This window comes from Mycobacterium sp. Aquia_216 (genome assembly GCF_026723865.1).
Classification (GTDB): domain Bacteria; phylum Actinomycetota; class Actinomycetes; order Mycobacteriales; family Mycobacteriaceae; genus Mycobacterium.
In genome coordinates this window covers 5,763,386-5,789,839 of record NZ_CP113529.1, presented here as the reverse complement: position 1 = coordinate 5,789,839, position 26,454 = coordinate 5,763,386, and the positions used below count along the sequence as shown (strand labels likewise).

Annotated in this window: 28 protein-coding genes; 16 read left to right on the top strand and 12 right to left on the bottom strand. The window is 64.4% G+C overall.

Annotated features, from left to right (window positions below):
* The first annotated feature begins 9 nt into the window (after positions 1 to 9).
* The 3 genes from OK015_RS27145 (at position 10) to OK015_RS27135 (ending at position 2,706) form a co-directional block, all read left to right on the top strand.
* A complete protein-coding gene (locus OK015_RS27145) occupies positions 10 to 945 on the top strand; it encodes an enoyl-CoA hydratase (protein WP_268127870.1) in 936 nt (311 codons plus the stop codon).
* A gap of 118 nt (positions 946 to 1,063) precedes the next feature.
* Entirely contained in the window at positions 1,064 to 1,918 is an 855-nt protein-coding gene (locus tag OK015_RS27140) for an SDR family oxidoreductase (RefSeq protein ID WP_268127868.1), read from the top strand.
* Positions 1,915 to 2,706, top strand: coding sequence for an SDR family NAD(P)-dependent oxidoreductase (locus tag OK015_RS27135; RefSeq protein ID WP_268127866.1), 792 nt, complete (start codon positions 1,915 to 1,917; stop codon positions 2,704 to 2,706). Before OK015_RS27140 ends, OK015_RS27135 begins: the two co-directional genes overlap by 4 nt.
* Before the next feature lie 14 nt (positions 2,707 to 2,720).
* Here OK015_RS27135 and OK015_RS27130 read toward each other — a convergent pair whose 3' ends face one another.
* Positions 2,721 to 4,298 carry an LCP family protein gene (locus tag OK015_RS27130; RefSeq protein WP_268127864.1) on the bottom strand — a complete coding sequence of 526 codons (1,578 nt, stop codon included), beginning with the start codon at positions 4,296 to 4,298 and terminating at the stop codon, positions 2,721 to 2,723.
* A gap of 480 nt (positions 4,299 to 4,778) precedes the next feature.
* On the opposite strand from OK015_RS27130, the gene OK015_RS27125 reads away from it, so the two are divergent.
* Positions 4,779 to 5,051 (top strand): hypothetical protein, encoded by a 273-nt coding sequence (locus OK015_RS27125; RefSeq protein ID WP_268127861.1) that lies wholly within the window; start codon positions 4,779 to 4,781, stop codon positions 5,049 to 5,051.
* Between the two features lie 147 nt (positions 5,052 to 5,198).
* Here OK015_RS27125 and OK015_RS27120 read toward each other — a convergent pair whose 3' ends face one another.
* On the bottom strand, positions 5,199 to 5,405 hold the full coding sequence (locus tag OK015_RS27120; protein WP_442791332.1) for a hypothetical protein: 207 nt from the start codon (positions 5,403 to 5,405) through the stop codon (positions 5,199 to 5,201).
* 122 nt (positions 5,406 to 5,527) lie between these two features.
* On the opposite strand from OK015_RS27120, the gene OK015_RS27115 reads away from it, so the two are divergent.
* Positions 5,528 to 6,679: a TDT family transporter gene (locus OK015_RS27115; protein WP_268127859.1), complete on the top strand. Its 1,152-nt coding sequence runs from the start codon at positions 5,528 to 5,530 to the stop codon at positions 6,677 to 6,679.
* A gap of 17 nt (positions 6,680 to 6,696) precedes the next feature.
* Here OK015_RS27115 and OK015_RS27110 read toward each other — a convergent pair whose 3' ends face one another.
* A complete protein-coding gene (locus OK015_RS27110) occupies positions 6,697 to 7,188 on the bottom strand; it encodes a hypothetical protein (protein ID WP_268127858.1) in 492 nt (163 codons plus the stop codon).
* Between the two features lie 27 nt (positions 7,189 to 7,215).
* Here OK015_RS27110 and OK015_RS27105 point away from each other — a divergent pair, with 27 nt between their 5' ends.
* From OK015_RS27105 to OK015_RS27080, 6 genes are all read left to right on the top strand, one after another.
* Positions 7,216 to 8,091: an alpha/beta fold hydrolase gene (locus tag OK015_RS27105; RefSeq protein WP_268127856.1), complete on the top strand. Its 876-nt coding sequence runs from the start codon at positions 7,216 to 7,218 to the stop codon at positions 8,089 to 8,091.
* A 349-nt stretch (positions 8,092 to 8,440) separates the two neighbouring features.
* Positions 8,441 to 9,127, top strand: a complete 687-nt coding sequence (locus OK015_RS27100; protein WP_442791170.1) for a S1 family peptidase — start codon at positions 8,441 to 8,443, stop codon at positions 9,125 to 9,127.
* Positions 9,128 to 9,294: 167 nt separating this feature from the next.
* Complete coding sequence (locus tag OK015_RS27095; protein ID WP_268127852.1) at positions 9,295 to 9,759, top strand: lipoprotein LpqH; 465 nt, start codon at positions 9,295 to 9,297, stop codon at positions 9,757 to 9,759.
* Between the two features lie 51 nt (positions 9,760 to 9,810).
* Complete coding sequence (locus OK015_RS27090; protein ID WP_268127850.1) at positions 9,811 to 10,716, top strand: MAP_0585 family protein; 906 nt, start codon at positions 9,811 to 9,813, stop codon at positions 10,714 to 10,716.
* 22 nt (positions 10,717 to 10,738) lie between these two features.
* Positions 10,739 to 11,509: an enoyl-CoA hydratase gene (locus OK015_RS27085; protein ID WP_268127847.1), complete on the top strand. Its 771-nt coding sequence runs from the start codon at positions 10,739 to 10,741 to the stop codon at positions 11,507 to 11,509.
* 125 nt (positions 11,510 to 11,634) lie between these two features.
* Positions 11,635 to 13,275 (top strand): diflavin oxidoreductase, encoded by a 1,641-nt coding sequence (locus OK015_RS27080; RefSeq protein ID WP_268127845.1) that lies wholly within the window; start codon positions 11,635 to 11,637, stop codon positions 13,273 to 13,275.
* Here OK015_RS27080 and OK015_RS27075 read toward each other — a convergent pair whose 3' ends face one another.
* On the bottom strand, positions 13,276 to 13,881 hold the full coding sequence (locus OK015_RS27075) for a TetR/AcrR family transcriptional regulator (protein WP_268127843.1): 606 nt from the start codon (positions 13,879 to 13,881) through the stop codon (positions 13,276 to 13,278).
* 71 nt (positions 13,882 to 13,952) lie between these two features.
* Between OK015_RS27075 and OK015_RS27070 the strand changes: the two genes are divergently transcribed.
* Together OK015_RS27070 and OK015_RS27065 are read left to right on the top strand one after the other, a co-directional pair.
* Entirely contained in the window at positions 13,953 to 15,368 is a 1,416-nt protein-coding gene (locus OK015_RS27070; protein WP_268127841.1) for an ABC1 kinase family protein, read from the top strand.
* Positions 15,355 to 16,536 carry a cytochrome P450 gene (locus tag OK015_RS27065; RefSeq protein ID WP_268127839.1) on the top strand — a complete coding sequence of 394 codons (1,182 nt, stop codon included), beginning with the start codon at positions 15,355 to 15,357 and terminating at the stop codon, positions 16,534 to 16,536. Before OK015_RS27070 ends, OK015_RS27065 begins: the two co-directional genes overlap by 14 nt.
* A gap of 47 nt (positions 16,537 to 16,583) precedes the next feature.
* Here the strand turns inward: OK015_RS27065 and OK015_RS27060 are convergent, their stop codons facing one another.
* The 4 genes from OK015_RS27060 to OK015_RS27045 all read right to left on the bottom strand — a co-directional run bounded on the left by OK015_RS27060 (position 16,584) and on the right by OK015_RS27045 (position 18,934).
* Positions 16,584 to 16,988, bottom strand: coding sequence for an ATP-binding protein (locus tag OK015_RS27060; protein WP_268133143.1), 405 nt, complete (start codon positions 16,986 to 16,988; stop codon positions 16,584 to 16,586).
* Between the two features lie 129 nt (positions 16,989 to 17,117).
* Positions 17,118 to 17,558: a response regulator gene (locus OK015_RS27055; RefSeq protein ID WP_268127837.1), complete on the bottom strand. Its 441-nt coding sequence runs from the start codon at positions 17,556 to 17,558 to the stop codon at positions 17,118 to 17,120.
* A gap of 112 nt (positions 17,559 to 17,670) precedes the next feature.
* Positions 17,671 to 18,135 carry a hypothetical protein gene (locus tag OK015_RS27050; protein WP_268127836.1) on the bottom strand — a complete coding sequence of 155 codons (465 nt, stop codon included), beginning with the start codon at positions 18,133 to 18,135 and terminating at the stop codon, positions 17,671 to 17,673.
* Between the two features lie 196 nt (positions 18,136 to 18,331).
* Positions 18,332 to 18,934, bottom strand: a complete 603-nt coding sequence (locus tag OK015_RS27045) for a TetR/AcrR family transcriptional regulator (protein WP_268127834.1) — start codon at positions 18,932 to 18,934, stop codon at positions 18,332 to 18,334.
* Between the two features lie 121 nt (positions 18,935 to 19,055).
* On the opposite strand from OK015_RS27045, the gene OK015_RS27040 reads away from it, so the two are divergent.
* Both OK015_RS27040 and OK015_RS27035 read left to right on the top strand, forming a co-directional pair.
* Complete coding sequence (locus OK015_RS27040; RefSeq protein ID WP_268127832.1) at positions 19,056 to 19,808, top strand: SDR family NAD(P)-dependent oxidoreductase; 753 nt, start codon at positions 19,056 to 19,058, stop codon at positions 19,806 to 19,808.
* A 141-nt stretch (positions 19,809 to 19,949) separates the two neighbouring features.
* Complete coding sequence (locus OK015_RS27035; RefSeq protein WP_268127831.1) at positions 19,950 to 20,762, top strand: DUF732 domain-containing protein; 813 nt, start codon at positions 19,950 to 19,952, stop codon at positions 20,760 to 20,762.
* 410 nt (positions 20,763 to 21,172) lie between these two features.
* On the opposite strand, the gene OK015_RS27030 is transcribed toward OK015_RS27035, so the two are convergent.
* Positions 21,173 to 21,997 carry an SDR family NAD(P)-dependent oxidoreductase gene (locus tag OK015_RS27030; protein WP_268127829.1) on the bottom strand — a complete coding sequence of 275 codons (825 nt, stop codon included), beginning with the start codon at positions 21,995 to 21,997 and terminating at the stop codon, positions 21,173 to 21,175.
* Between the two features lie 114 nt (positions 21,998 to 22,111).
* Positions 22,112 to 23,539: an amidohydrolase family protein gene (locus OK015_RS27025; RefSeq protein ID WP_268127827.1), complete on the bottom strand. Its 1,428-nt coding sequence runs from the start codon at positions 23,537 to 23,539 to the stop codon at positions 22,112 to 22,114.
* A 263-nt stretch (positions 23,540 to 23,802) separates the two neighbouring features.
* On the opposite strand from OK015_RS27025, the gene OK015_RS27020 reads away from it, so the two are divergent.
* The gene (locus tag OK015_RS27020; protein ID WP_268127825.1) at positions 23,803 to 24,684 is read left to right on the top strand and encodes a LysR family transcriptional regulator; all 882 of its coding nucleotides are present in this window, start codon (positions 23,803 to 23,805) and stop codon (positions 24,682 to 24,684) included.
* A 271-nt stretch (positions 24,685 to 24,955) separates the two neighbouring features.
* Here the strand turns inward: OK015_RS27020 and OK015_RS27015 are convergent, their stop codons facing one another.
* Positions 24,956 to 25,489 (bottom strand): barstar family protein, encoded by a 534-nt coding sequence (locus OK015_RS27015; protein ID WP_268127822.1) that lies wholly within the window; start codon positions 25,487 to 25,489, stop codon positions 24,956 to 24,958.
* A gap of 2 nt (positions 25,490 to 25,491) precedes the next feature.
* Positions 25,492 to 26,382, bottom strand: coding sequence for a ribonuclease domain-containing protein (locus tag OK015_RS29380; protein ID WP_442791169.1), 891 nt, complete (start codon positions 26,380 to 26,382; stop codon positions 25,492 to 25,494).
* Positions 26,383 to 26,454 lie beyond the last annotated feature (72 nt).

The following is a 26,454-nucleotide window of genomic DNA, read 5'->3' as shown; positions in this document are numbered from 1 at the left end:
GTGGGCGGAATGACAGTGTCCGAGCAAGCCGACGCTGCGGCGGGCAACGCCAGCGCCAACGAGCTGGTGGCCTATGAAACCCTCGATGAGGGCCGCATCGCGCGGATTTGGCTTAACCGCCCCGACGCCCACAACGCGCAGAGTCGCGGGCTGCTGGTTGCGCTCGACGAAGCATTCGGTCGTGCCGAGGCCGACGACACCGTTCGCGTGGTGATCCTGGCGGCGCGCGGCAAGAACTTCTCCGCCGGCCACGACCTGGGCTCCGAGCAGGCCCTGGCGGAGCGTGCACCCGGACCGGGGCAGCATCCGAGTTTCCGCTCGCGGGGCGCGACGCTCGAGCCGATCATGGAGAAGCTGTATCACCAGGAGTGGCACTACTTCTTCGAAAACACTTGTCGCTGGCGTGATCTGCGCAAGATCACGATCGCCCAGGTGCAGGGTAACGCGATCTCGGCCGGCCTGATGTTGATCTGGGCCTGCGATCTGATCGTCGCGGCCGACAACGCGAAGTTCAGCGACGTGGTCGCGGTCCGGCTGGGGATGCCGGGTGTCGAATACTACGCTCACCCTTGGGAATTCGGGCCACGCAAGGCCAAAGAGCTTTTGTTGACCGGTGATTCGGTGGACGCTGACGAGGCGTACCGGCTGGGCATGGTGTCCAAGGTTTTCCCGCTCGACGAATTAGAGCAAAAGACACTGGAATTCGCGCGGCGCATCGCCGAGCGACCGACCATGGCGTCGCTGCTGATCAAGGATTCGGTCAACGCCGCCTCCGACGCGATGGGTTACACCGAGGCGCTTCGGCACGCGTTCCACGTTCATCTGTTGGGGCATGCGCACTGGGCGGCGTTCAACGAGAACAGGTGGCCGGTCGGCCAGCCGCCGCATGTCGAGGACTGGCGCAACGCGAAGCCGACCAAGGTGGCTCGCCGCGATACGCCGTAGCACCGGCCGCTCGATCGCCCGCTTCCGAGCAAGGCCAATTCGGCGGGGGCAGCGATGATCGTGGCGGGGGTCACATGGTTCTATAGCTAGAACCTGTTCCAGTTTGAGAGGGCCTCGCGTGCAGCTATCTTTCGAAGACCGGACGTATTTGATCACCGGTGGCGGCAGTGGAATCGGCAAGGGCGTGGCCGCGGGGCTGGTTGTGGCCGGGGCCTCGGTCATGATCGTCGGGCGCAACGCCGACCGCCTGGCGGGCGCCGTCGAGGAGGTCCGGGCGCTCGCCGACAGCGCCGGTAACGGCGGCGCGATCCGCTACGAGCCCGCCGACGTCACCAATGAGGACGAGGTCACCCGTGCTGTCGACGCCGCAACGGCGTGGCACGGCAAGCTGGATGGTGCGGTGCACTGCGCGGGCGGCTCGCTGACCGTCGGACCGATCACCCACACCGACTCGGAGGCGTGGCGAAACACCGTCGACCTCAACATCAACGGCACCATGTACGTGCTCAAGCACGTCGGGCGTGAACTGGTGCGCGGCGGTGGCGGCTCGTTCGTGGGGATCTCCTCGATCGCGGCCAGCAACACGCACCGCTGGTTCGGGCCCTACGGCGTCACCAAATCGGCCATCGATCACATGATGATGCTGGCCGCCGACGAACTCGGGCCGTCGTGGGTGCGGGTCAACAGCGTCCGACCGGGGCTGATTCGCACCGATCTTGTTGATGCAAGCGTCATTCAGTCGCCGGAGATCAGCGCCGACTACGCTCTCTGCACCCCGCTGCCGCGTGTGGGTGAGGTCGAGGACGTCGCCAACCTGGCCATGTTCCTGCTCAGTGACGCGGCGCAGTGGATTACCGGGCAGTGCATCAACGTCGACGGCGGTCACATCCTGCGCCGGGGCCCGGACTACTCATCCATGATGGTGCAGATGTTCGGCGCCGACGCGCTGCGCGGAGTGGTCGCCAAACCATGAAAAGACTTGACGGCCAGCGGATCCTGGTGACGGGCGGCGCTTCGGGGATCGGCCGGGCGACCGCGTTGCGGTTGCTGGGCGAAGGCGCCAGCGTGGTGGCCGCCGATATCTCGGCCGATGGTCTGAGCGCCACCCAGGCCCGTGCCGAGGAGGAAGCGACGGCGCAGCGGCTCACCACGACGCCGATCGACGTCGGCAGCGAGGATTCGGTGATCGACGGTGTCAGTTCGGCCGTCGAGAAGCTCGGTGGCCTGGATTCGCTGGTCAACGCGGCCGGGATTTTGCGTGCCTGGCATACCCACCAAACCAGCCTCGACCAGTGGAATCAGATCATCAACGTCAACCTGACCGGTACTTTTCTGGTAGTACGGGAAGCGCTGCCGGCGCTGCTGGCGAATCCGCGCAGCGCGATCGTGAACTTCAGCTCGACGTCGGCGTCGTTTGCCCACCCGTACATGGCCGCCTACGCCGCGAGCAAGGGTGGAATCCAGGCGTTCACCCACTCCTTGGCGCTGGAATATGCCAAGGACGGTCTGCGCGCGGCGTGCGTCGCACCGGGCAGCATCAAGTCCGGGATCACCGATGCCACCGGCGGATACATCCCGAAAGACGCGGACTGGTCGCTGTTTCCGCGGCTGATGCCGATCCTGCCCACCACAACGGAATCCAGCGGGGCGGGGATGGCCGAACCCAATGCGGTCGCCGGTGTGATCGCCATGCTGGTGTCCGACGACGGCGCCTGGATCACCGGCACCGAAATTCGGATGGACGGCGGCACGCACGCCTGAGACGTGCCTGGCCGCTAGTTAACGCACGGCACCCCGCCGCCGTCGATCGGCTTGCCCTGATCGGGTGTCGGGTCGGTGCTGGTGCCGTAGCCGGAACCCGGATAACTGCTGCTCTTGCTCGACGTCGTCGTGCTGGACGACGACGAGGAGGAATCGTCGATGGATTCGTCCAGCGTCGGCATCGCGTAGTTGTTATCGACGGTCACGCGGATGTGTCCGGGCTGCATGCTGGAATCAGGCTGGTTTGGCGTGTCCATGCCGAGCAGGCCAGCGATGTTGCGGGCGTCGGTTTCGGCGCCCACGCCGTACTGGATGGTGCTGGTGCTCGGGTCGCCGGAGTCGCGGTCACGCGCCTGAACCGAGGTGTAGCCATACTTTTTCAGCGCGCGAGACACCTGGCTGGCAAGGCCGCTCATGCTGCCGGCGTTGACCACGTCGACGGCAGTGGACGGATTCGGTTTGGCGGCCGTCGTCGGCGACGAGCTTGTCGAGGAGTCGACGCCGATCGCCGACGCCACCTCGGCCTTGATCGCGGCCGGGTCGATGATGTTGACGTCTTGGCCGTTGATGTTGTCGTAGCGGACCACCGGCAGCGTCCGGAATTCGACCTGATTTGCCGTCGCGCTGCCGGCGATCTCACCCATTCGGCGGAACATGTCCTCGTTCCAGCCGGCCGACAGCACGACGTCTTTGCGAGCCACCGCCATCAGGCTCTTCATCTTGTCCAGATTGGTGAAGGTGCCCGAATCCTGTAGCTCCCGCATGACCGACGAAATGAAGGCTTGTTGGCGATGGGTGCGGTCCAGGTCGCCGTTGTCGAGGCCGTGACGTTGCCGGACGAAGGCCAGCGCCTCCGAGGCGTCCAGGCGCTGCGGCCCGGCGGGGAAATCGGCGCCGGAATAGGAGTCGTAGACGGCGTGATTGAGGCACACGTTGACCCCGCCCAGGCTCTGCGCGAGATCGTAAAAGCCGGCCAGATTGACCTCGGCGAAGTAGTCGATCGGTACCCCGGTCAGGCTGCGCACCGCGCGCAAGGTCGCGGCCCGGGCGGCTTCGCGGCCTTTTGTCTCGAGTTCTTTTTGGCTGCTCACGCCCTGGTTGACGAGCTTTTGGGCGACGTATTGCTTGGTCAGCCCGTACGCCTCCTTGATCTTGATGTGGTTGTATCCCGGCACGCCGGTGAACGGCACCCAGTCGTCGCGGGGGATTGAGAAGGCGACCACTTTGTTGTCCGCCCCGACGTGCACGAGTATCAGCGTGTTGGTGTTGTACCCGCCGTCATCGGAGTCGCCCGCGTGCAGCTGCTTCAGAATCGAATTGGGAAGGTCGTTGCCCTCCTGGTCTTTTCGTGAGTCCAGGCCGATCAGCAGGATGTTCATGTTGTCGCCACTGGATCGCGGATCATCGGGGCTCAGGGCTTGCGAGACGGTGATGCCGCCCAGCGCGCCGTGCGCCACGTAGTAGCCCGCCCCGGTCATCAGCACCGCGGCCGTGGACACCAGGGTCATGAACGCCCGCGTCACCCCTCGGCGGAGCGGCGACGGTGGGCGAACCGCTCGATGACGGCGATGCGCGCCGCCGGAGCGTGCCATCAGAAACCTCGACCCTTCAGTCGCGCACCACTCGACACCGCCTCGGCGGTTTGCGGTGATGACGCGAAAAGCATGCGGTCAAGTATGCGGTAGCTTGCTGTGAAGCCCCCCAGCACGCCGACCCGGGATACGTCACGGTGGCCCTCCTCACCCTCGGGAATCGCCCGAATCGCCGACCGCAATCTTTCCGCTACCAGCATGTTTTGGCCAAATGGCGCCGAGTTCGGGGTCCGGAAGCGTCGCGGGCAGGTCTCAGGAGGAGAACATGGCCGACGAGATCGATCCCGATTCGTCACCGGGCGGAGACAATGCCGATCAGCGGGCGCCTGAGCACGGCTTACGGTAGGTATGGCAGACGATCGCACCAGGTCTGCGGACGGTAATTCCGCTCCCCTTGTTGGCGGCCGTGGTGGTCGTCGGGCTTTATAACCGGGTACGGCCGACGCGCGACGATTGGTCACATCTGCCGGCCCGACTTGTTTGCCAGGCGCAGTCGACGCCCAACCCGCCGCCGGGGTCACCGTGGCCTGGTTCGGTGTCACCCATCCCCGGGCCAACGTCTTGTGGATTGCGGTGCACTTCGCCCAATCCCTACCTCCGTCGCCCAGCGACCAAGTGATTTACAGTCTCGCCGACGACGGCACGCCGTTCGCCGTGCTGAACCAACAGCCGGGCAGCGGCGACTCGGCGCTCCGCAACACCCGAAGCGCCGGCGCCGACACCCGGACGGACCCGCAGACGGACGGCACCTGACATCGTCGAGATGACGGTGAATCCAACGAAATTCGGGATCGAGAAAGACTCCGTGAATCCATCTCGGCGGGGCGCGCCGCCCAGCGAGCCGGTGACTTAGGCATTGCAAATCTGCCACGGTTAACGAAAGCTGTTGCGGCCGAACAATTAGCGCACCTTTTCGAGATCTTCACCCGATTGGTAGAAGAGCCGAATATTCGAACCGCTGACGATTTCTGCGAGGTATATGCCGAGCGGTTCAACCTCGTAGTAATAGTGAACGTAGCCTTGCTTATCCAATGTCGTGGCACAGGTGAGGCCCGGGGCGCCGCATCGTTGCTTGGTTGGCAGCGCGAGTACAGCGATTGCCAGCATGACGATGATCGCGACCAAGACTGGAACTTTGTTCACGATGTGCCTCGTTTGCACGGAATACGTCACGCGATGGAGTGTAAGCGCAACGTCGAGTAATCCCGGGGAAGTAGGGTCTCACAGCTATGACGCGTGCAACCTCCGACAACCCGCGGCCGTCGCGCACTCGGGTCGAGGTGCTCGGCAACGTCGGGCCCAACTGGTTTGCGTCGGTAATGGGAACGGGAATCGTTGCTATCGGCGGGGCCACCTTGCCGTTGCACGTGGTGGGGTTGCGCGCTTTTGCGGGAGTGGTGTGGGTGATCGCCGCCGTGCTGTTGGCGGTCCTGATCGTACTGGTTGGCGGTCACTGGCTACTCCACCCGACGGTGGCGCGCGGGCATGCACGCAATCCACAGATGGCCCATTTCTACGGGGCCGCGCCGATGGCGCTGATGACCGTCGGCGGCGGAGCCATAGTGGTTGGCAGGGATCTGATCGGCGAGCGTATTGCCGTCGACCTGGACTGGGTGCTGTGGACCGCGGGGACCCTCGGCGGGGTGTTCACCGCGGTCACCATTCCGTTTCTGATGTTCACCCAGCACGACGTCGAACCCGACGCGGCCTTCGGCGGCTGGCTGATGCCCGTCGTTCCGCCGATGGTGACCGCGGCGACGGGGGCGCTGCTGCTGCCGCACATCGCCGCGGGCTCCGGCCGTCAGACCATGCTTTACGGCTGCTATGCGATGTTCGGGTTGTCGTTGCTGGCCTCGTTGAACATCGTCGCGATGATCTGGAGCCGACTGGTGCTGTACGGCACCTCGGGCACCGCACGGGTGCCGACGCTGTGGATCGTGTTGGGTCCGCTTGGCCAATCGATCACGGCCGCAGGACTTCTCGGGACGGCAGCGTTGCACGGGTCCATCGACCATGACGTGGCCGAGGACATGAATGCGTTCGCCATTCTGTACGGAGTTCCGGTGTGGGGCTTCGCCGTGTTGTGGATCGCGCTGGCCGCCGCGCTCACCGTGCGTACGTTGCGACATGGGATGCCGTTCGCCTTGACGTGGTGGAGCCTGACGTTCCCGGTCGGCACCTTCGTGACCGGCACTTCGCAACTTGCCGTCCACACCCACCTGCCCGCTTTCAGGGTGGCCGCGGCCATCGCCTACGCCGGCCTGCTGTTCACCTGGTTATTGGTGGCCGTCCGCACCACGCGGGGCAGCCTGGGAGGCAGTCTGCTCAACCTGCCGCCCAGCAGCGCACCGATCAAGGCCAGCAAGGGGCACGTATCCTGAGCATTCCGGACCTTCCGTCAGGTTCGCCAGCGTCTTGTTGGCGATGAAACTTCTTGCGGTGGAGCTGTTTTCGGGGCGGGTGAGCAAGCGATGAAGACCGCCACGGCCAACGGGTCTGCCCGCTCGCCGAATTTGCCGAGGCGAACGGCGGCACGGCGAAAGCGCGCCGTTTTGATACACCGTCCCGGCGGGTAGACAACGTTGAACCGATCAGGGGTGTGAAAACTCGGCGCAATGCCGGACCGGCTCACGCCGGCACCGCGTTCGCGACTGGCTCGACAGATCGGCCCGATCGTCACGCGTCGACACACGACGCGGCTCGCCACTAAATGGAGGTACGCATGCGCGCAGAAGAAGGCGACGAAACCGTCAACGATTACGCCAAAGAAGGAAAGCAAACCCACGACCGGATCAAGGAAGCCCAGCGAGCCGGAAGCCCCTTGGGCCGAGTCGTTGGACGGATCACCAAGTTCTTTCGGGGCGAAGATGATTCCCCAGGTGGCAACCACTGATCGAGGTCGTCCTACGATCTTCTGATGACGACGGCTCCTGAACAGTTCTCCACGTCAGGGAGGGGCGGCGTTCGCATTGTCGCCGACCGCCAGGGCGATCCACTTTCGCGGGCCGTGGTGTTCTTGCACGGCGGCGGGCAGACCCGACGTTCGTGGGGGCGGGCGGCTGCCGCGGTCGCCGGACGCGGCTGGCAAGCGGTCACGATCGATTTGCGGGGCCACGGCGAATCCGACTGGTCCAGCGAAGGCGACTATCGCGTGGTCAGCTTTGCCAGCGATGTCCTGGAGGTGCTGCGCGGCCTGCCGGAGAAACCGGTGCTGGTGGGCGCCTCTCTGGGTGGATTCACCTCGATGCTCCTGGCGGGCGAGCTTTCGCCCGGCATCGCCAGTGCCGTCGTTCTCGTCGACATCGTGCCCAACATGGAGCAATCGGGCGCGGATCGAATTCACAACTTCATGTCGGACCGGGTGGAGTCGGGGTTCGCCTCACTCGAAGAGGTCGCCGACGCGATCGCCGAATACAATCCCCACCGGCCCCGGCCAACCGATCTGGAAGGCCTGACCACCAACCTGCGCCGTCGCGGGGATCGTTGGTACTGGCATTGGGATCCCCAATTCATCAGCGGCACTGCGGCTTTCCCGCCATTCGAAGTCACCGACGCCGATCGCATGCACACTGCCGTCGAGGCGATCCTGCGCAGCGGTGTGCCCATGCTGCTGATTCGGGGCCAAATGAGCGACCTGGTCAGCCAGCAGCGTGCCGAGGAATTTCTTGCGCGCTTTCCGCAGGTCGAGTTCGCCGACGTCCGCGGCGCGGGCCACATGGTCGCCGGCGACCGCAACGACGTCTTCGCGGGAGCAGTTCTGGATTTCCTCTCCCGCCATGTCGACGCGGGATAGCGGCGCGGTCCCTGAGCAGCCGGTTCGGCCATTGCGGCTCGCCCGTCGACGTCCGCGATATTGCCCCGGCGGGGCGGTCGTGTGCGGCATTGCGCGCGGCATCGATCGACGTGATCGGTCGCGTCCGCGATCGGCTTATCACGACGACGAGGTTGACGCCCACAGCGGATTCGTCGTTCCGGTAAAGGATTTCATCGACTGGGCGCTCACGTATCACTCGACGCGAACGCGGCATCGGCACTACCTGCTCCGGCCGTAGCGACTCCTACACCCGTCCACTCAGGGACCGCGCGGGCCGGCGCGAACACCTGGGAGCGGTCCGCCGTCGCTCTGACCAGCCACAAGTTCAATGCGGGCTGGTAGCATCCTCGCCCGACAAGAGGAGAGCGGCGTGGTGATAGCGCGGTTGCGGGGGTTGGGGCTGTTCGTTGCCATGACGATGGCAGCGACCGTGTTCGCGAATACGGCTGCGGCAGAGGCGCCGCCCGTGCCGGGCGTGCAGGTCGAAGATGAAAGCAGCAGGTGCACAGCGGGTTTCGTGGCCCAGGGTGACGATGGCAGCTACTACATGCTGACCAGTGGACATTGCGACGCGCACGACGGTTCGGTATGGACCTACGGCGAGGGCACCCCGCTGGGCCCGATCACCGTCAGCGAGAAAGAAGGCGACAAGCGCGACGCCGCCATCATCCGCCTCAACCCCGCCGTCGGTGTGCCGTCCGGTGGCATTGGCGGCATGCCGGTGCGAGATGTGTTGGGCAGCAGCCAAATCAAGCTGGGTACCCCGTTCTGCAAGCTGGGGGCGGTCACGGGGGAGACGTGCGGCACGATCACCGAGATAGACGGCGATGTGGTCGAAGCCAGCGTGTTCAGTCTGGGCGGCGACAGCGGTAGTCCCGGCTACGTGAAGAACGGCGACGGGACCGTGAGTGCCGTCGGCATCTTGATGTCCTCGCCCGACGGTGACGACAACAACACCTACTTCACGCTCGTGCAGCCGTTGTTGGGCAAGTGGGGAATCCGCCTTCTGCCCTGACGGGCGCCGAACTCCCGGCCAGGGAAGTTACGGTTTCACCGCGCTTGCTACGGGGTACAAGCCGCTCCGATGTCTTGCGTACGCACCTGTGCGGCCCGGTAGGGTCCCTAGGTGTCGACGGAAACGAACGCGAAGGTAGCGGCACCAGCAACACGAAGGAGTGGGCGGTGAAACGTGGGATCGTGATCGGCGCGGCCGGCGTGGCCATGGTGGTCGCAAGCTGTGTCGGCTGTTCGAGCAACAAGTCCAACACCGGCGCATCGGGCACGGCGACAGCGCCGGCCGGCCCGCAGGTCATCGTGGACGGCCAGAAGCAGAACGTCACTGGCCAGGTCACGTGCACGCCGGCCGGTGACAACATCAACATCGGCATCGGTGATGCCGCCGCCGGCGTTGGAGCGGTGATCAGCAACGCCAACCCACCCATCGTCCATGCGGTCGGGCTGGGCAACGTCAACGGCGTCGCGCTCGGTTTCTCCGACGCCGCGCCGAATCAGGCCAGTAACGCCGGAGCCGCCGTGGACGGCAAGACCTACGCCATCAAGGGCACGGCGACCGGGACGGACATGACCAACCCGGAGCAGCCGCAGACGGTAACCAAGCCATTCGAGATGGACCTGACCTGCCCGTAACGCGGGCCAACCAGACGTCGTCGGGGCCCAAGCCTCAGAGGGGACGCAGCTATGTCGTCTAAGAAGCGTGTCAGCGCGATGGCGCTCGCGGCGGGGCTCAGCATCTCCGCGTTGAACCCGGGATTCGCGAGCGCCTTCCCGCTCGACCCACCGCCGCCCTGCCCGGGCGGCAACTGCCACAGCGGCCCCGGCGGGCCTGGCGGCGGACCGCACAGCCCGCAGGCGCCGGAGACCACTGCCGCGCCGGCCACCACGGCTCCCCCCGCAACCACTGCCGCGCCGCGGACGACGCCCGCGCCGCAGACCACCGCGCAGCCGAGCCCGCAGACCACCGCGCCGAGCGCGCCGACGACCACCGCGCCGGCCAGCCAAACCACGACCCCGCCGGCCACGCGTACGACGACGCCGGCCGAACAAACCACGACGCCGCCGAGCGCAGGCACCACAACGCCGGCCGAACAAACCACCACGCCGCCGAGCGCAAAAACCACGACGCCGGCGGGCAGCCAAACTACGTCGCCGTCCGGACAGCGGCCCACCCGGACCGTGGTGGCACCGAGCACCCAACCGCCGCACCAGCCCTACGCACCGCGCGGCACCTACCTGACGGCGACCGCCGACATCGGCGGTCCCACGGATGCGGATGTCGGCTTCAGCATCGTCGGCCACGGCGCACCGCCGCCGCCGCCGCCGCGGGGCTGGGGCTGGAACGACGGGCCGCCCCCGGGGCACCCGCCGCCACACTGGCAGGGCCCGCCGCCTCCGGGTGGCTGGAACGGGCCGCCGCCTCCGGGCGGCTGGAACCGCCCATGGGCCGGGCCCCCGCGTGACGTGGCATATGCCCGCGCCGACTTCGGACCGTTCGCCTACAACACCTTCACTGTCGTTCCGGTCTTCAACTGGCAGTTCGGCGGTTGGGGTTATTGGTTCTTCGGTGTGTGGGTCCCGCTGTACTGACGGCCACAGAGACATCGCTTAGTTGGAAAGACGATTCGTCAGGGTCAGCCGCGATGGCGGGCTGGCCACCATCGAGTTGATCAACTCCAAACCGCTCAACATCTTGGGCAGCGGGGCCATCGAGGAACTGACGCAGGCCTTCCGCGCGATTAGCCACGAGAGCGACGCCAGGGTCGTGGTGCTGCGCGGAGCGGGGGAGAAGGCATTCATCGGCGGCGCCGACATCAACGAGATGGTCGCGCTGGATCGGTCCACCGGCGAGATTTTCATCCGCCGGCTGGCCGGCTTATGCGAATCGATTCGCGAATGTCCGGTTCCTGTCATCGCCCGTCTCGCGGGTTGGTGCCTCGGCGGCGGACTGGAAGTCGCAATCTGCTGCGATCTGCGAATCGCGGAGTCAGGGGCCAGATTTGGCATGCCGGAAGTGGCCGTCGGCATCCCATCGGTAATTCATTCGGCGTTGTTGCCCGCACTGATCGGGGCCTCGCACTCGGCCTGGCTATTGCTGACCGGCGAAACGATCGACGCCCGGACGGCTGCCGGCTGGGGCCTCGTTCACGAGGTTGTCGCCACCGACCAACTGGACCATCGCATCGCCGAGCTCACGACGAAACTCGGTGGATTCGGCACGAATGCGGTTCGACAACAAAAGCGCCTTCTCAACAAATGGTTCGACATGACCGTTCATGGGGCGATCGAAGACAGCGTCGAGCAATTCGGTTTGGCGTTCCTCACTGGGGAGCCGCAACAGCACATGCGGGCGTTCCTCGCCCGCAGGCGCGACCAGCGCTAGTCCCGGCGTCCACCGACCCGTATGCGCTCGGCCGGGGTTGTTGCGGCCCCTGCCCGAGAAAACTAAGGTAAGCCTAAGCTTATGGAGACGGCGAGTCTCGCGCGCGACGAACAACGGGAGCAATCATGACTTCTCAGCCGGAATTCTCGCTGGTTGTCGGGTACGGCAGTGACATGGGCAATGCCGAAGACGCCGCCATGTCATTCGCCGAGGCGGCCGAGGAAGCCCTCGGTGTCAGTGCTGCCGCGATCGAACTCAACCAGGTCGAACCGTCCGACCTGCAATCGGCGACTCACTTCGTTGTCGTGTGTTCGACGTGGGGTGAGGGCGAGTTTCCGGACAACGCCTCCTTGTTCTGGGAGGCGATCAGCGCAGACGGTGCCGAACGGCTCGAACATCTGAGGTTCGCGGTGCTTGCCCTCGGCGACACTGGCTACGAACAGTTCTGCAATGCCGGGCGGCTCCTGGACGAGCGCCTGGAAGCCCTCGGCGGCATCCGGCTGGCCGAGCGAGTCGACGTCGACGGCGTCTATGCGCAAGCGGCCGAGGCGTGGACAAACGATCTCGTCAAGCTGCTGTCCGCCGACCACACCGATCCCGCCCCCGCAGTCGTCGTCAGCGTGCCGGAACCGCGCCCATCCGACAACGCCGAGCAGTCCCGCCGGGATCGCAGCCATGCGCTTTTCGAGGCACGCATAGCGGTCAACCGACTGCTCACCACGACGGCCTCCGACAAGGAGGTCCGTCACTACGAGGTGGAGCTTTTTGGCTCCGGGATCACTTACAACACAGGCGATTCCATCGCGGTGCATGCCAGCAACGATCCGATCCTCGTCGACGCGCTCCTGGGCGAGCTCGGCGTGGGCGCCGACTACGCGGTGACCGGCTATGACGAGCGACTCGGTGCGTTGCTCGCCGATCGCCTCGAGATCCGGACGCCGTCGCGGGCACTGCAAACCTTGGTCGCCTCTCGTACGAAGGACGCGGCGGCGGCGAGCGCGCTGGGCGCCGATGTCGTTGCCGCCCCGGGCTCGTGGTTGTACGGCAAAGATGTGCTCGATCTGATCAGGCTGGGCGACCTGACTGTCGATGAAGTCGTCGACACCCTGCGTCCCCTGCAGTCTCGTGACTATTCGATCGCGTCGAGCCCGCTGGTGCACCCCGACCATGTGCACCTGACGGTGGCGACAGTGCGCTACACGGTCGGCGATCGCCGGCATGGCGGCGTGGCCTCGACATTCCTCGCGGACCGCGGTGAGACGGTGCGAGTACAGCTGCGGCCCAACCATTCCTTCCGGCTGCCGGCGGCGGACGCGCCGATCATCATGATCGGCCCGGGGACCGGCATCGCGCCGTTCCGGGGCTTCCTGCAGGAACGGCAGGCGGCCGGCGCGTCTGGTCGCTCGTGGCTGTTCTTCGGGGACCGACGGCGCGGCTGCGATTTCCTCTACGGCGACGAACTCGACGCCTTCGTCCGATCCGGTACGCTCACCCGACTCGACTGCGCGTTCTCCCGAGACGGGGCGGCGGGCGACTCGAAACAGTACGTGCAGCACCGCATGTGGGAGAACTCGGCGGAGATCTTCAGCTGGCTGCAGGACGGCGCATACGTGTACGTGTGCGGCGACGCCGAGCGAATGGCCAAGGATGTCGACGTGGCACTGCGTGGCATCGTGGCCCGCTGTGGCGGGATGGACGACGCCGCCGCACACGCATATGTCAACGAGCTCATGAAGAACCACCGCTATCTGCGCGATGTCTACTGATCAGTTGTCGCTGAGCGCCTGAATGCGTGCGGCCAGCACCTCGGTCCACTCGGCGAGGTAGTGATCGTCGGGGACGCGCGCCTCGGATTGGTGGAAGAGGTTGGTGGCGAAGCGCGCCCCCAGAACGCCGTTGACGCCGAGTGCCGCGGAAACCTTGGCCTGTTGTTGGCTCATCCCGGGCGCCCAGACCATAATCCATTCCGCCAGTTCGCTATTGAGCGTATCGACCAGGGCGGCATAGGCGGTGTCAAGGCGAGCGGAACGGCCCGCGGAGGTGCGCGCGGCGATCTGCAGCAGTTCGATCTCTTCGTCGACGACCGAGAGCAAGTACCTGCCCAGGACGGTCAGCTCGGCGTGCATGTCACCGAGGCCCGCGAAGAGAGCGCGGATGTCGTGCATCGCGTGGCGGCGGTCCAGCTGGCGATCGATGCCTGCGTTGAGGAGCTCTTCCTTGGATTTGAAGTGGTGATAGAGGGCGCCCGAGCCGGGTGCCAATCCGGCGGCGGCTTCGATCTGGGAGACGCTGGTCGCGTCGAATCCCTTCGCACTGAACAGCCGCATTGCCTCGCTTACTAGCCGTTCCCGTGTTGATGCGGGCGTCGTCATTGACCCCTCCAAAGTGATCACTTACCGTGTACAAGGTACCACTTTACTAGGCAGGGTAGGGTAAGGGCCACATGCCGCATCAGGACAGCCCGCTACCGCAGGGTCGGATCCGCCGCACCATGCCGTTGGTGGGCTTCACCGCGCGAGCCGCCGGGGGCCGGCTCGTCGCAGGATTACGCCGACGAGCGGGCGAGGACGATGCCGTCGAACGCTTTCACGAACGCACTGCCGAGCGCTACACCGAACTACTCGGGCACTCCAAGGGCGTGCTGATGAAGCTCGGTCAGAGCATGTCAATGATCGACACGCGAGCGTTGGGCACGGGCGGGTTCTGGCCCTATCAGAAAGCCATGAGCCGGCTGCAGGCCGACGCTCCGCCGATGCATCCGGAGTTGGTTCGGGAAGTCCTCGACGCCGAGCTCGGTTCCGCCGTCGGCCAGTTTGCTGAGTTCAGTGACGAGCCGATAGCCGCCGCGTCGATCGGTCAAGTGCACCACGGGGTCCTGCGCGACGGTCGCGAGGTTGCTGTCAAGGTCCAGTATCCCGGTGTAGCCCAGGCGATCCGCGATGATCTGGCCAATACCGAGTTGTTGGCAACGTTTTTTCGGTTCATGACGTCGGCGCTGGGAATTAATCCGGATTTTCGGTCGGTGGCGCGCGAGGCGGCAGCACGGATCTCCGAAGAGGTGGACTATCGGCACGAGGCGGCCACCATCGGGAGGTTCGCCGAACTCTATCGAGGCCATCCGTTCATCCGAGTTCCCAGCGTGATTCCCGAAGCATCCAGCGACCGCGTCTTGACGATGAGCTACCTCGACGGAATGGACTGGCCGCAAGCGCAACGAGCCGATCAGGATCTGAAGAACGTCTGGGCCGAGGCCATCGTGCGCTTCAGTCAGGGCAGCTTCCGGCACGCGAATCTGTTGCACGCCGATCCTCATCCCGGCAACTACCGGTTCAACGCCGATGGCACCGTCGGCTTTTTGGACTACGGCTGCGTGAAGGTCCTGCCGGAACTGCAGCGCTGGCGACTGGTCGCCATGAATCGTGCCGTCATCGAGCGCCGCAAACAGGACTACCGCGACCTGATGGTGCAGGCCGGCTTCCTCGCCGCCGACTCCGACCTGACCGCTGACGAGCTGTATGAGTGGCAGTCGGAGATGCTCCACGAGTCCATCGCGGCACCCCAGCCGGCCACCTACACTCCCGAGACGACCGCACGCACGATTCACGGATTATTCGGCGTTAGTGACGCCGACCATCCGATGGCCCGCATGAAGGCGCCCGAGGACTTTGTGTTCGCCGGGCGCCTCCTGCTCGCCCTCTGCAGCGTCGTCGTCGGGCTATCGGCTACCGCGCCGGCGCGGGCCATCATCGACGACATGGACGGTGTCATCGAGCCGATCACTGAATTGGGCAAGCTGCATCACGCGTGGGTCCGGGAGCGCGGTCTCCCGTCGGCTTTGGACCACCATGACCGCGCCTGACGTCCGGGCCCAGTTGCCGTGGGATGCGGCCGACCCCTTTTCCTACTACGAGCGCCGACGCCATGAAGGCGACGTGGTCTGGGATCACGCTACGGGGGCTTGGCTGGTGCTCGGCTATCACGCCGTGCAACACGTTCTCGGCGGATCCAACTGGACGAGTAGCCCGTTGGCGAACCCCATCACTCGGGATGTGTTTGGGGCTGTGGATCCAGATATCTTGCGCAGCAATATCTTATTCACCGATGGCGTCGATCATCAGCGGCTGCGTGATTCGGTTCGCGACGTCTTCACCCGCTCTTTCATCGCTGGTCTGCACGAGGGTATCGAAGCGATCGCGACGGAAACGATCGACCGCATATCCACCGCGGGCGAGTTCGACTTCATGACCGAAATCGCATCACCGCTACCGATCGCTGTCGTCGCAGCCTGGATGGGCCTCGATGTAGACACGGCACGATTGTTCGGTGACGAATCGCCGGCGATCAGCGAGATGCTCAGTGGTGTCGCAGACATCAGCGCTATCAACGCCGGAACAGAGGCCTTCGCGGCACTGGTCGCCGAGCTTCTCCCGCTGGCGGCCGACCGCCGCACCCACCGCCGCGACGACCTGCTCGGATTCATCGCCGCCGACCGCAACCTCGAACTCGAAGATGTCGTCACCACTGCGGTGATCATCGCCGTCGCGGGACATGAAACGACCGCAAACCTGTTGGGTGCAGCCATGATCCGTCTCTTGAAGCCCGGCCCCAGAGGTGTCCGGCCCATCGACATCATCGACACGGTCGACGATCGACTTGTCAGCGAGCTGCTGCGCCTCGACGGACCCGTACAGGCGGTGGGGCGCACCGCCACGTGCGACCACATCGTCGGCGGCGTTGCAGTCCATGCGGGCGAGCCGGCCCTGGCCGTCATCGGCGCCGCCAACCGCGATCCGGAGGTCTTCCCCTGGCCCAGACGACTTCAGATAGACCGCGCCGGACCTGCGCCGCTGACATTCGGCTACGGCTCACACTACTGTCTGGGCGCCGCGCTCGCCCGGCTCGAGATCGCCGTGGCACTGCGCCACATCCTGGCGCGCCGCCCGGTGCTTCGTGGCGATCCCAGTTGGCGGGACACACCGGCTATCCGCGGACCGTCGCACCTGACCATCCTCTTCGAGGGCGACTAAAAGCCGGCTAGCTCAACCGCTTTGGAGCTCAGGGCGGGCGCTGTAAATCAATGTTCTTGAGGCGCAGAATAATCAAGGCATACGGTGGTGCCGTCGGGTCGAGCGTTGATGGTGCAGTGGTCTGCCAAGGCGTGCATCAACATGATGCCGCGGGACGCGCGCGGGTCGTGGGGCTGTCGCGGCGAACGCCGATGCCATGCTCCCCGATCGCTGACGCAGACGCTGATGATCTGTGCGGCTGGGTCATAAGCGGCCTGAAGGCTCATGGTGCCGACTTCCGCGGCGCGGTAGGCGTGTTCAACGCAATTGGCAAGCGCTTCGTACACGCCGAGAATGATGTCCTCGCTGACCTCCGGTGCCGCCTGTGGCAACTCCCGCAGCCAGCTTCGCAGCGAGCGGCGCAGCTCGCCCGCGGTGGCGGGGTCGGCTGTACCCGCGCAACTCAGTTGCACTGGGACCGCCGGTGAAAGCTCCACACACATAACTTTCGCATACCCCGTTGGCCGGAGAAAAAACCAGGGTGGCATATCGCTTCAGCCACAGAACAATAGCCGCGGTGAGACCTGCCAGTGACCACAACGCTAGCCACGTCGTGGGAGCCGCACAATCTGGACGAAGAAGCTGTCGATCTGTCGGATCGCGGCCATGTACTGGTCGAGGTCGACGGGCTTGGTGACGTAGGCGTTGGCGTGCAGGTTATAGCTGCTCAGAACGTCCTCCTGCTCCGACGACGTGGTTAGTACCACGACGGGAATGTCTTGCAGGTCGGGGTCCGATTTGACGGTTTGTAAGACCTGGCGGCCGTTGAACTTGGGCAGATTGAGATCTAGCAAGATGAGATCGGGCCGCGGTGCGTTGCTGAATTGGCCACGGCGATAAAGGAAATCCAGTCCTTCGGCACCGTCATGGGCCACGTGGAGCTTGTTGGCGATCTTGTGGTGCTCGAACGCTTCTCGGGTGATCAGTTCATCGCCGGGGTCGTCCTCGACGAGCAGCACGTCTATCGGATGGGGCGATGTCATCGGTGGTTTCCACCTTCCGGGAGGGGCAGCGCTCAAGAGCGCCTTGAAAGATGGTGTACCCCTACGTAACAGGCGCTAACCCGGATGTGACGTGTGGCCATAGGCCGTTAACCTATTGGCCGGCAACATCATCCATCGGCCGACCATCACCATGTCCCACATCGCGGTGGGCCAGGCTGGTGGCGAGCGCCTTGTTGCCCTGGACGGTCCCGACGATGTCCACGGCGTCATTGACCGTGAAATGTGAAGTGGCGGTGAAGGGTTTGCTACCAGTGCCGGTGATCACGGTCGTGTCGGGGGTGAGCAAGTACGTCTGGGTATATCCGCTGGCGCTGCGCGCGGTTACCGAGTCCGCCGATACTGCGATCAGGATTCCCTCCTGACTCACTGACTGCGGCGAAGGTGCCGGCGGTGTGGCAGCGATCACATGGTCGGGCGCCGTTGGGTTTTCGGTGGTAGGGCCAGCAATCGCCAGTGCCGTGAAGCTCGCGGCACACAAGAGGGAGAGGGGAGCAACGCCACACACCACCGATCGGTGTCGCAGCCGCGATCCGGTCATTCGGTGCTTGGCGCCCACGATCAATCCTTCTTTCGCGGTACGGCGCCGACAGTGCCCGACGCCTCACGATTCAGATCCGCTGAATGGGAGTTACCCGACGCGCCCTGCGGGTAAACCCGCGCCGTTGTCGCGCCGGCGGTCGGGAGGCGGGTCAGCTCGCGTTGAGCGTCGGACAATCCTCGTAACGGGCCCGACTGCCCACCTGATTCCGAGGTCAGATGAGGCCCACACCGTTGAAAATGGTGTCGACCAAGTTCTCGACGTACGAGTCGGAAAGTTCGATGTCCTGATAGGGAACGAGCAGCCGATGATAGATCGGCCCGTAGAGCGCGTCGAGAATGAGATCGGGGTCGAGTCCGTCCCGGATTTCCTGGCTCCGGATGCCTTGGCTGATAATGGACCGAGCGACGGCCCGCCTCGGCTCCACCCAGCGCGTCACGACGGCATTTCGCAACTCGTCATCGATCTGTGCCCGTCCGATCAAGACGCGCAATGTGCTGCCGTACGGACCCCGATACAGCTGGGCCAGTGATTTCATTGAAACGGTTAGACTTTCGCGCGCGGTGGGAAGTTCTACGATCGGTGCGGCGCGGTCGACTTCGGCCAGAAATGCGTCCATCACCACGGTTGAGATATTCGGCCAACGCCGATAGATCGTCGTCTTGGCGATCCCGGTGCGCTCGGCCAGCAGTTCCACCGTCAACGCGTCGAACCCAACCTCCGTGCCGATCTTGAGGGCGGCACGCAAAATCAATGCCGTCGTTTCGACTCCCCGCTTCGGTGCGCGGCGCTGATCGCCAGTCGGCTCCGATCGCAACTCCGGCCCTCCTTCCGAGGTAGGTCCACCATTCAACACGATTCATCCGAGTGAGCTTGACGGACAACGCTACGCTACGTAGCGTTGTTTTCGCGCCTGTAGTCAGTCCCGAGGAGTTGCCGTGAGCGTCGATCATCTGAATGAGATCTTGCAAGGCAAGGTCGCCATCGTGACCGGAGCGGCGAGTGGGATCGGTCTGGCAATCACTCGACGGTTGAACGAATATGGCGTCGCGGTGGTAGCCGAGGATATCGACCCCGCCGTTGACGACCTGTTCGCCGGCGTCGACACCGTGGCCCCGTTAGTCGGCGACGTTGCGGCGGAGCAAACGGCGAAAGACGCGGTAGGCCTGGCCCATAACCGCTTTGGCAAGCTCGATATTCTCGTCAACAACGCCGGCACGATCATCAACAAACCCGTCGTCGAGACAACGCTCGAGGACTGGAATCACATCATCGGAACCAACGCCACCGGAGCCTTCCTGCACACTCGCGAAGCGATGCGCGCGATGATTCCCCATCAGAGTGGCTCCATCGTCAACATCGGTTCCTACGCTTGCTTTCAGACGTTCAAGACGATCTCCGCCTACGCCGCCTCCAAAGGTGCACTCGCACAGTTGACTCGAACTGCGGCCTTGGAGGGCATCGACAATGGAATCCGGGTCAACGCGCTCGGGGTCGGCGATGTGGTGACGAACATCCTCGGTGATCCGGACGATCTGGTGGAGCACGGAAAGGGCGCACCCATCAACCGGGCGGCCGACCCCGCTGAGATCGCGCACATCGCGGCCTTCCTGGCATCAGACCTCGCGAGCTATGCGGTCGGCGCGGTCTGGATGGTCGACGGCGGCATGAGCGTTGCCATCCCAAATTGATCCGGGGATCAATTTCCGGGCCGTGTCCAAGGCTTGAGCCCGGGGGCAAAAGCATGGGTGACCTGCGGGAGCGCCACCGTGCATGGGTGTCGCCGGCCGTCGCGGTTGACCGGGACTTGCGACGCTCGCAAACTGGTTGATATGCGCGACCGCGAGACGATCGACTCAGAATTGCGGCGCATCGCGGTCTGGCGTCAATCGCTGCGCCAGCAAGGCCGTGAACCGTCATCCCGAGAGGTCGACGAACTGCTCGACGAGCTGCTCGCCCACAGCTCGGGGGCGTCTCACCCCGACCCAGCGTCACCCGAAAGCGCGTTGTTTGTTCCCGACACCTGGTTGCGGAACAACACAACCCGCACCAAGCCGCGCCGACGTGTTAAGGGTGTGCTGCGCCGCTGGGGCCTCCTCGCGGCATTGCCGCTATCCCTGGTCGCCGTCGTCGCCGCGGTGGTGGTGATGTTGGCGGTCCACCAACGGGATTCGACGGCGGCGCAGCCGGAAGCGCAGCCGGAAGCGCAGCCGACGGAAACTCCGCCGTCGGCGGCACCGCCCAAGCCGTTGGCGCCGGCAGCACCCGCTCCGCGGGTCGACATTGCCGACGCGGCATTTGTCGGCGCGTTGAAGCACGAAGGCGTGCCGGTTCCCAGCCAGGAATACGTGACGGCCCAAGGGCACGCCGTCTGCGACTTCCTGGCGCAGCAACACACGTTCGCCGATGCGGTCGGCTTCGTGCAGCGATCGTCGGTATGGGACGCCAACCAAAGTACCGACGTCACCGCCGGTGCCATCGTTGCGTACTGCCCGCAGTCTCAACCTTCCGTGGCAGACCAGATGCAGCCGGCCTATCAGAACACTCTTTCTGACCTGCAGGCCATCGAAGGAAAACTGCAAGGCATCCAAGACGATCTGCACGGCATCCAGGGTGGACTGGAAGGCCTCCCAGGCCACCCGTAATCCGGGTCGTCGCCATCATCGCTGACCTTGGCAGATCCACCCGTTCTTAGTACACGGAGCGCGACCCAATCTGGCCCGATGGTCGGGATCGCCACCCTGAATGGAAGCGGTTCGACAATGCCACGCGCGATGTCCGCTAGGGGGATCTCTGTGTCCGTGCCGTTCGCCCGCGCGTTAGTGTCCAACTGACATCTCGCCTAGTGGCTTTGGACTTTTGCAGCATCCCTCGGCCATGGCGGCAATCGGCTTCAGTCCCTGATCGGCAGAAGCGACTGGGACTTCACCGGTCCGCGTGGAACGTGCATCGCCAAGTTGCGGATTCCGGCACCCTGGCGAGAACCGTCACGCGACGCGGCACGGAGACCTCCAGGTCATCGGCTCTCAAATCCGGCAAGACAAATCTCATAAGATCACCGAGTTTCTGCATCGTCGACGCTGAGCGGCTTTGCCTGATGAGGAACGCCGATGAGAAGAAGTTCACCAGTACGTCGGGGAGCCTCGACGAGCATCGGGAAGACGACGGCTCGCTTGGGTAGTCGGACATGCTTTCGGTCTTTCATTACGGCTGAGACGACCTGTGTGGCAACGGTTTCGCGCGGTACGTCGACGAGGAGCTGCATCCGGTAGAAGCGGGCGAAGGAATTGGCTGTCGGCGCGTAATTCTCGGCACGGGCCTGCATGTCGGTGGGGATCGGTCCGAGCTCTACCAGTGTTGTGCGGATCGGCAATCCACGAAGCTCGGCTCGCAGGGCCGCGGTGAACTGGGTAAGAGCCGCTTTCGACGCTGAGTAGGTCGCGAGCCCTGGAAGGGCCACGCAGCCCGCGAGCGAAGAGACGTTGATAATGTGGCCGTCCCCGCGGCGAAGCATTCGGGGGATGGCTTGCCGGCACAATTCGGCTGGGGTGACGTAGTTGACCTCAGTTACCCGTCGCAGGTCATCGCCGGACGCGTCAGTGAAACCACCGATGGTGTCGACGCCCGCGTTGTTGACGAGAACGTCGACCGGCCCGATTTCGTGCTCAACGCGTTGAATGAGGGTGGCGACTTGAAGTGGATCCGATAGGTCGGCAACGTGGGCAGAACCCCCGAGCTCGGCGGCCAGTGCCCGCAGGGCGCTCTCGGTCCGCGCGACGAGCGCCACTGTTGCCCCGGCACCGACGAAGGCACGGGCAAGACTTTCGCCGATGCCTCGCGACGCCCCAGTGATGAGCACTCGCTTCCCTTTGAGCTCCATATCATCTCCTCTTATCTGTTGCGGTGTCAGGCTGAATCCGCGGCCACGCTCCCGCCGTAATCTCGTTCTTCGTGGCCGGCGGCCGGAAACTGGTTACGGGCAGTTCAGCAGTCGTCACCGTGCGCTCCGTAGGTTCGCGGTGATCAACTCGGCCAATTCATCGAAGGCTGCAGGAGCGGTGCCAGGTAGCCGTGGCACGGTCGCCCGAACCCGATCGAGGATCGCCTCAGCTGATACGTCGGCGCGTTTCGTCAGGTCCGGCAGGTTGACCCCCTGCAGAACACCGTCGCGTTTGACGACTTTCCCGTCGACCAACACAGTGCGGACGTCGTCGGAACACGTCTGGAACACGAGAGTGCCGGCAGGATCGATCTGCGGGTGCTGGTTGATCGCCGATCCGCCGATCACGATCAAGTCGGCGCGTTTGCCGACCGTGATGCTGCCGATGCGGTCCTGAAGACGCAACGCTTCGGCCGCGTTGATCGTCGTCCATTCCAAGGCCTGGTATGCCGATGTCAACACCTGCCGTGGATCGGCTCCGGCTAGATTCGTCGGCTCGGCGTCGGCCCAGCGCTTGAACGCCAGTGCGAGCCGCAGCTGGACGAACAGATCGCCGGAATTCAGCGACGTAATGTCGGTGGACAGCGTTGGCTTGATGCCCCGTTGTTCGGCCGCCCGAAACGCGAGCCGACCCATGCCCATGTTCAGCTCGCTCTCCGGTGAGATCGAGATCTTGGCTCGGTGCCGGGCCAGGATGTCCCATTCCAGCTCGGTTAAGGCGTTGCAGTGCACGTGCACCTGGTCCGGGCTGAGCAGGCCCGCCGCATCCAGTTCGGCGATCCCGCTGGGAAGTGACCAAATGTTGCCGGTGTGGGTGACGGTCAACGCATCGTGGGCACGGGCCGCCTGAATTTCGGCCCGCGTGCGGTGCAGGGGAATCAATCCGACCTCGGTCAACGCCACCCCGAGACTGAGCAGACCGTCACTGCCGTGAAAATAGCGAGCCGCGATCCGCTCAAAGTCCTTGATGCGGTCGCCGTGGTCGGCGAAGAACTGCGGCGTTTGGGGGCTGGAGTCGAAAAAACCGTAGGCGAAGACGCCTCGAATGCCGGCGTCTTGAAGACCCGCAACCGCCGCGTCGCTGTGGTCGGGGCTGTTATTGCAGTGGGAAAAATCAAGAATGGTGGTGACGCCGGCGTTGAGAGCCTCCAGGGCGCCCAACCGGTTGCCCAGGTAGACATCCTCAGCGGTGTACGCCGGCGCCACGGCCAGCCGGATTCCGAAGAAATAGTCGCCCAGCGTCCAATCCGAACACAACGCCCGCATCTGCGATTGCCAGGTATGCCGGTGGGTGTCGATCAATCCCGGTGCGACGATATGGCCCCGGGCGTCAATGACCTCAGCGTCCACGGTCGGCAATGAAGGCGCCACCGCCGTGATTTCGCCGTCTTCGACGAGGACGTCGCCTATCGGAATTGTGCCCAGCGCCGCGTCCATGGTGAGGAGATGGCCGCCGCGCACGACGATGCGGTGTTCCGACATGACTCGCCTCCCGCGGAAGTGTGGTTGTCGTCATGACCAGTCCAGCACCACGCCTACCGGGCGATCATCAGTCAAAAAAGTTGTAATCACCGAGCACACGAACCAGCTCGCCACACCTACTCACGGAGTTGCAGTCAACTGGTTGGGCCTCTGCCGAACCCGTCGCCGACGCGCCGACGCGTACCGAGGCCGACGAGTACAAAGGATGTCGAGACACCATTGGTTCCAGAACGGGCGGAGCGAGCGACGAGTACATGGGTCGGATGAGCATTCGTGCCTTGCGGTTCGCGTTGACGTTGGCTGAGGAACTCCACTTCGGGCGTGCCGCGCAGCGCCACTACATCGCAGCTCAGCCGTTCGGGCGCGTCATCCGAGAGTTAGAAGCAAGCGTCGGTTTTCAGATCTTCGCCCGGACCAGCCGGCGAGTCGTCGTTACCCAGCGCGGCAGCGAGTTTCTCGCACAGGCCCAGCGCGTTGTGGAAGCCTTCGACACGCTGACTTGCCGTGTGCGGGCCGACCCGTCCGCGGACCGTTTGTCGTTTGGGGTACTGGGATTCGGTCTCGGCGACCTGTGGGGCTACCTGCGAGAGGCGCTCTTTGCGGCGCATCCGGGATTGGAAGTCGGCTTCACCGACGTCACCTTCGCCGAGCAGTACGAGGTGGTGCGGTCTGGGCGGGCCGACGTGGGATTCGTCATGGCCGTGGGACCAATCGATGGCATAGATCTGCTACCGGTAATGGTGTCGGAGCGCGTGGCAATCGTTCCGCGGCAGTCCTCGCTCGCCGACGCACACCGATTGTCCGCGGGTGACGTCGCTGAAGAACTGTTCGTCGATGTCGACTTGGGCACCTCCGGGATGGAGCGATGGCTCGGCGACGCCTGGGTGGACCGGAGGTCTGGGGATCGGGTGCGTTATCCCGCGGCGCTGACGGCCGCGGTTGCATTAACCAACCGCATCACGGTGCACTCGGCTCCTGCGGCCGACTACTTCCCGCATCCGCGAGTGGCATTCGTGCCCATGGACGGCCCCAAGTGCCAAATTGCCATCGCCGTTCGGTCGGATGACCATCGACCCCCAATCGAGGTAATCCGCCACATCACCCCCATCCTGAGCGTCTCGGCGACGTCGTTGCGATCCCGGTGATCGGCCGATCCAAGAGTGACCGCGAACGCGCGTCATGCCGAGTGCGGCGAGCTGTTCCACGTCGTCGCTACGGTGGGCCGTATCCGCGCAGGTAGGCCGGTTTTGAGTGGAGCCCCCTGTCAGGATTGAACTGTTCTGGCGACCCAGCGAGAGAGGTTGAAAACCGCTCCTAGCAGCAAAAGCTCATTACTAGAAGTCGCTGCAGATGTCTGTAACTGCAGGGGAATTGTGGGCATTTTGTGGGCAAAAGGCGGGTCCCGTCGGTCCGCCCCTAACCAGTTGCGTCCGGAGGTGGCTCGACGTCCACTTCTGCGACTTGGACGCCGACGGATACCCACCGTTGGCGGACTTCGGGGAGCTTATCGCCGGGAGCGGAAAGCAATAAGCCGAAGGCCGCCGGCGGGTTGAGTTCGTCACGATAGTGATTACGGTAAAACGCCATTTTGTTGGCGAACCAGGAGAAAACTTCGGGCTCTTCGACCAGCAGGAGATGGGAATGAGTCACCTCGGTTAGATATGCGCGAGCAGGTGGCTTCTCAAGAGCTTTATTAGTCAGGTTGTCCAGATCCCTCATGAAGTCATCAAAGGCCGCGTAATTGTGGCCGAACCAGGGCGGAAAATCCCAGACCTTTGCGAAGGTGTCGAAGAGGGCATCCAGCGTTTTTACGTGTACACCGTCAACCGTGCGAAATTCGACTTCGGCCGGGGGTAACAGTGGCGACGGCGTCTCGTGACGTATAGCGACGCAGGGCCCGCCATCAATCGCCTGCAGTAAGAATTTGTCTAGTTTCACGGAGCCTGCCATCGTTATCGCATCCTGTGGAATGTTCCGTAATGATCATTGGTATACCAAGCCGATCCGTCACTGCCAGTAATGATGCGTTCCTCATCGCGGCCCTGGCCCGGCACTTTGGGATTAACGTCCCACTCCTGGTACGTAATGGGTTTGCCCGATGCATCAGTGACCGGCAGAAGTGGGGGTCGACCAGGGGGCGGCGTGTTCTCAAAAGCGCTTCCACCCTTCGTGCCTGGGGCGTTGGCTGACCCAGGCCATTTTCCCGCGTCGACCTGTTGCAGCACATCCCGAGCATTTTTGGGTATTAGCGGCTGCGCGCCACCACCTGCGCCCAAGTCGCCTTTTCCGCCGATGGGGCCACCGCCGCCCCCGCCGCCTTGGACGGTTCCGGTTTTCGGATCGTACTGCGGTGGTGCAGGCGTGACTGGCTCGAAGGGCCCGTGCGCGGGTTGGTCAGTGTAGGGGTCCCACTCCTTGTCCAGCTTGAAACCGGCGTCGAGCGCCCGAGCCACGGGTGGCGCTTGCGGTTCGGCGAAAGTGACTCTGTTTAGAGGTGCGCTGGCGGTGGTGATTTTGGCGGCGATTGCTTGGTCGTGGGCGATCAGCTGTGCGGCGCGATCTTGGATGCTGGCGACGTAGACTTGGGCTTGGGCTTGGGCTTGGGCCTGAGCCGCCACGCCGCCCCGCGGCGGCGTTACCGAAAGGTCTTCGCCCACAACGTATCCGGCGCTGCTGGCTTCCTCGACCGCATCGAGCACGCTGCGTTTGGCGGAATCGAGAGTGTCCGCTCCCCGGCGTGCGATCGCGGCGGATTCGTGCAGCACGTCGGCGAGCCCTCGTACCTGTACCAGGTCAGCGAAGGCTCTTCCTTGGGCCGCCTCGGCGGCGACGCCCTCCCACACCGTCCCGCCCGGCGACACGGTAGCTCGATGAATCGAGCTAAATGAAGACTCCCAATGCTCGGCAGTAGCTGT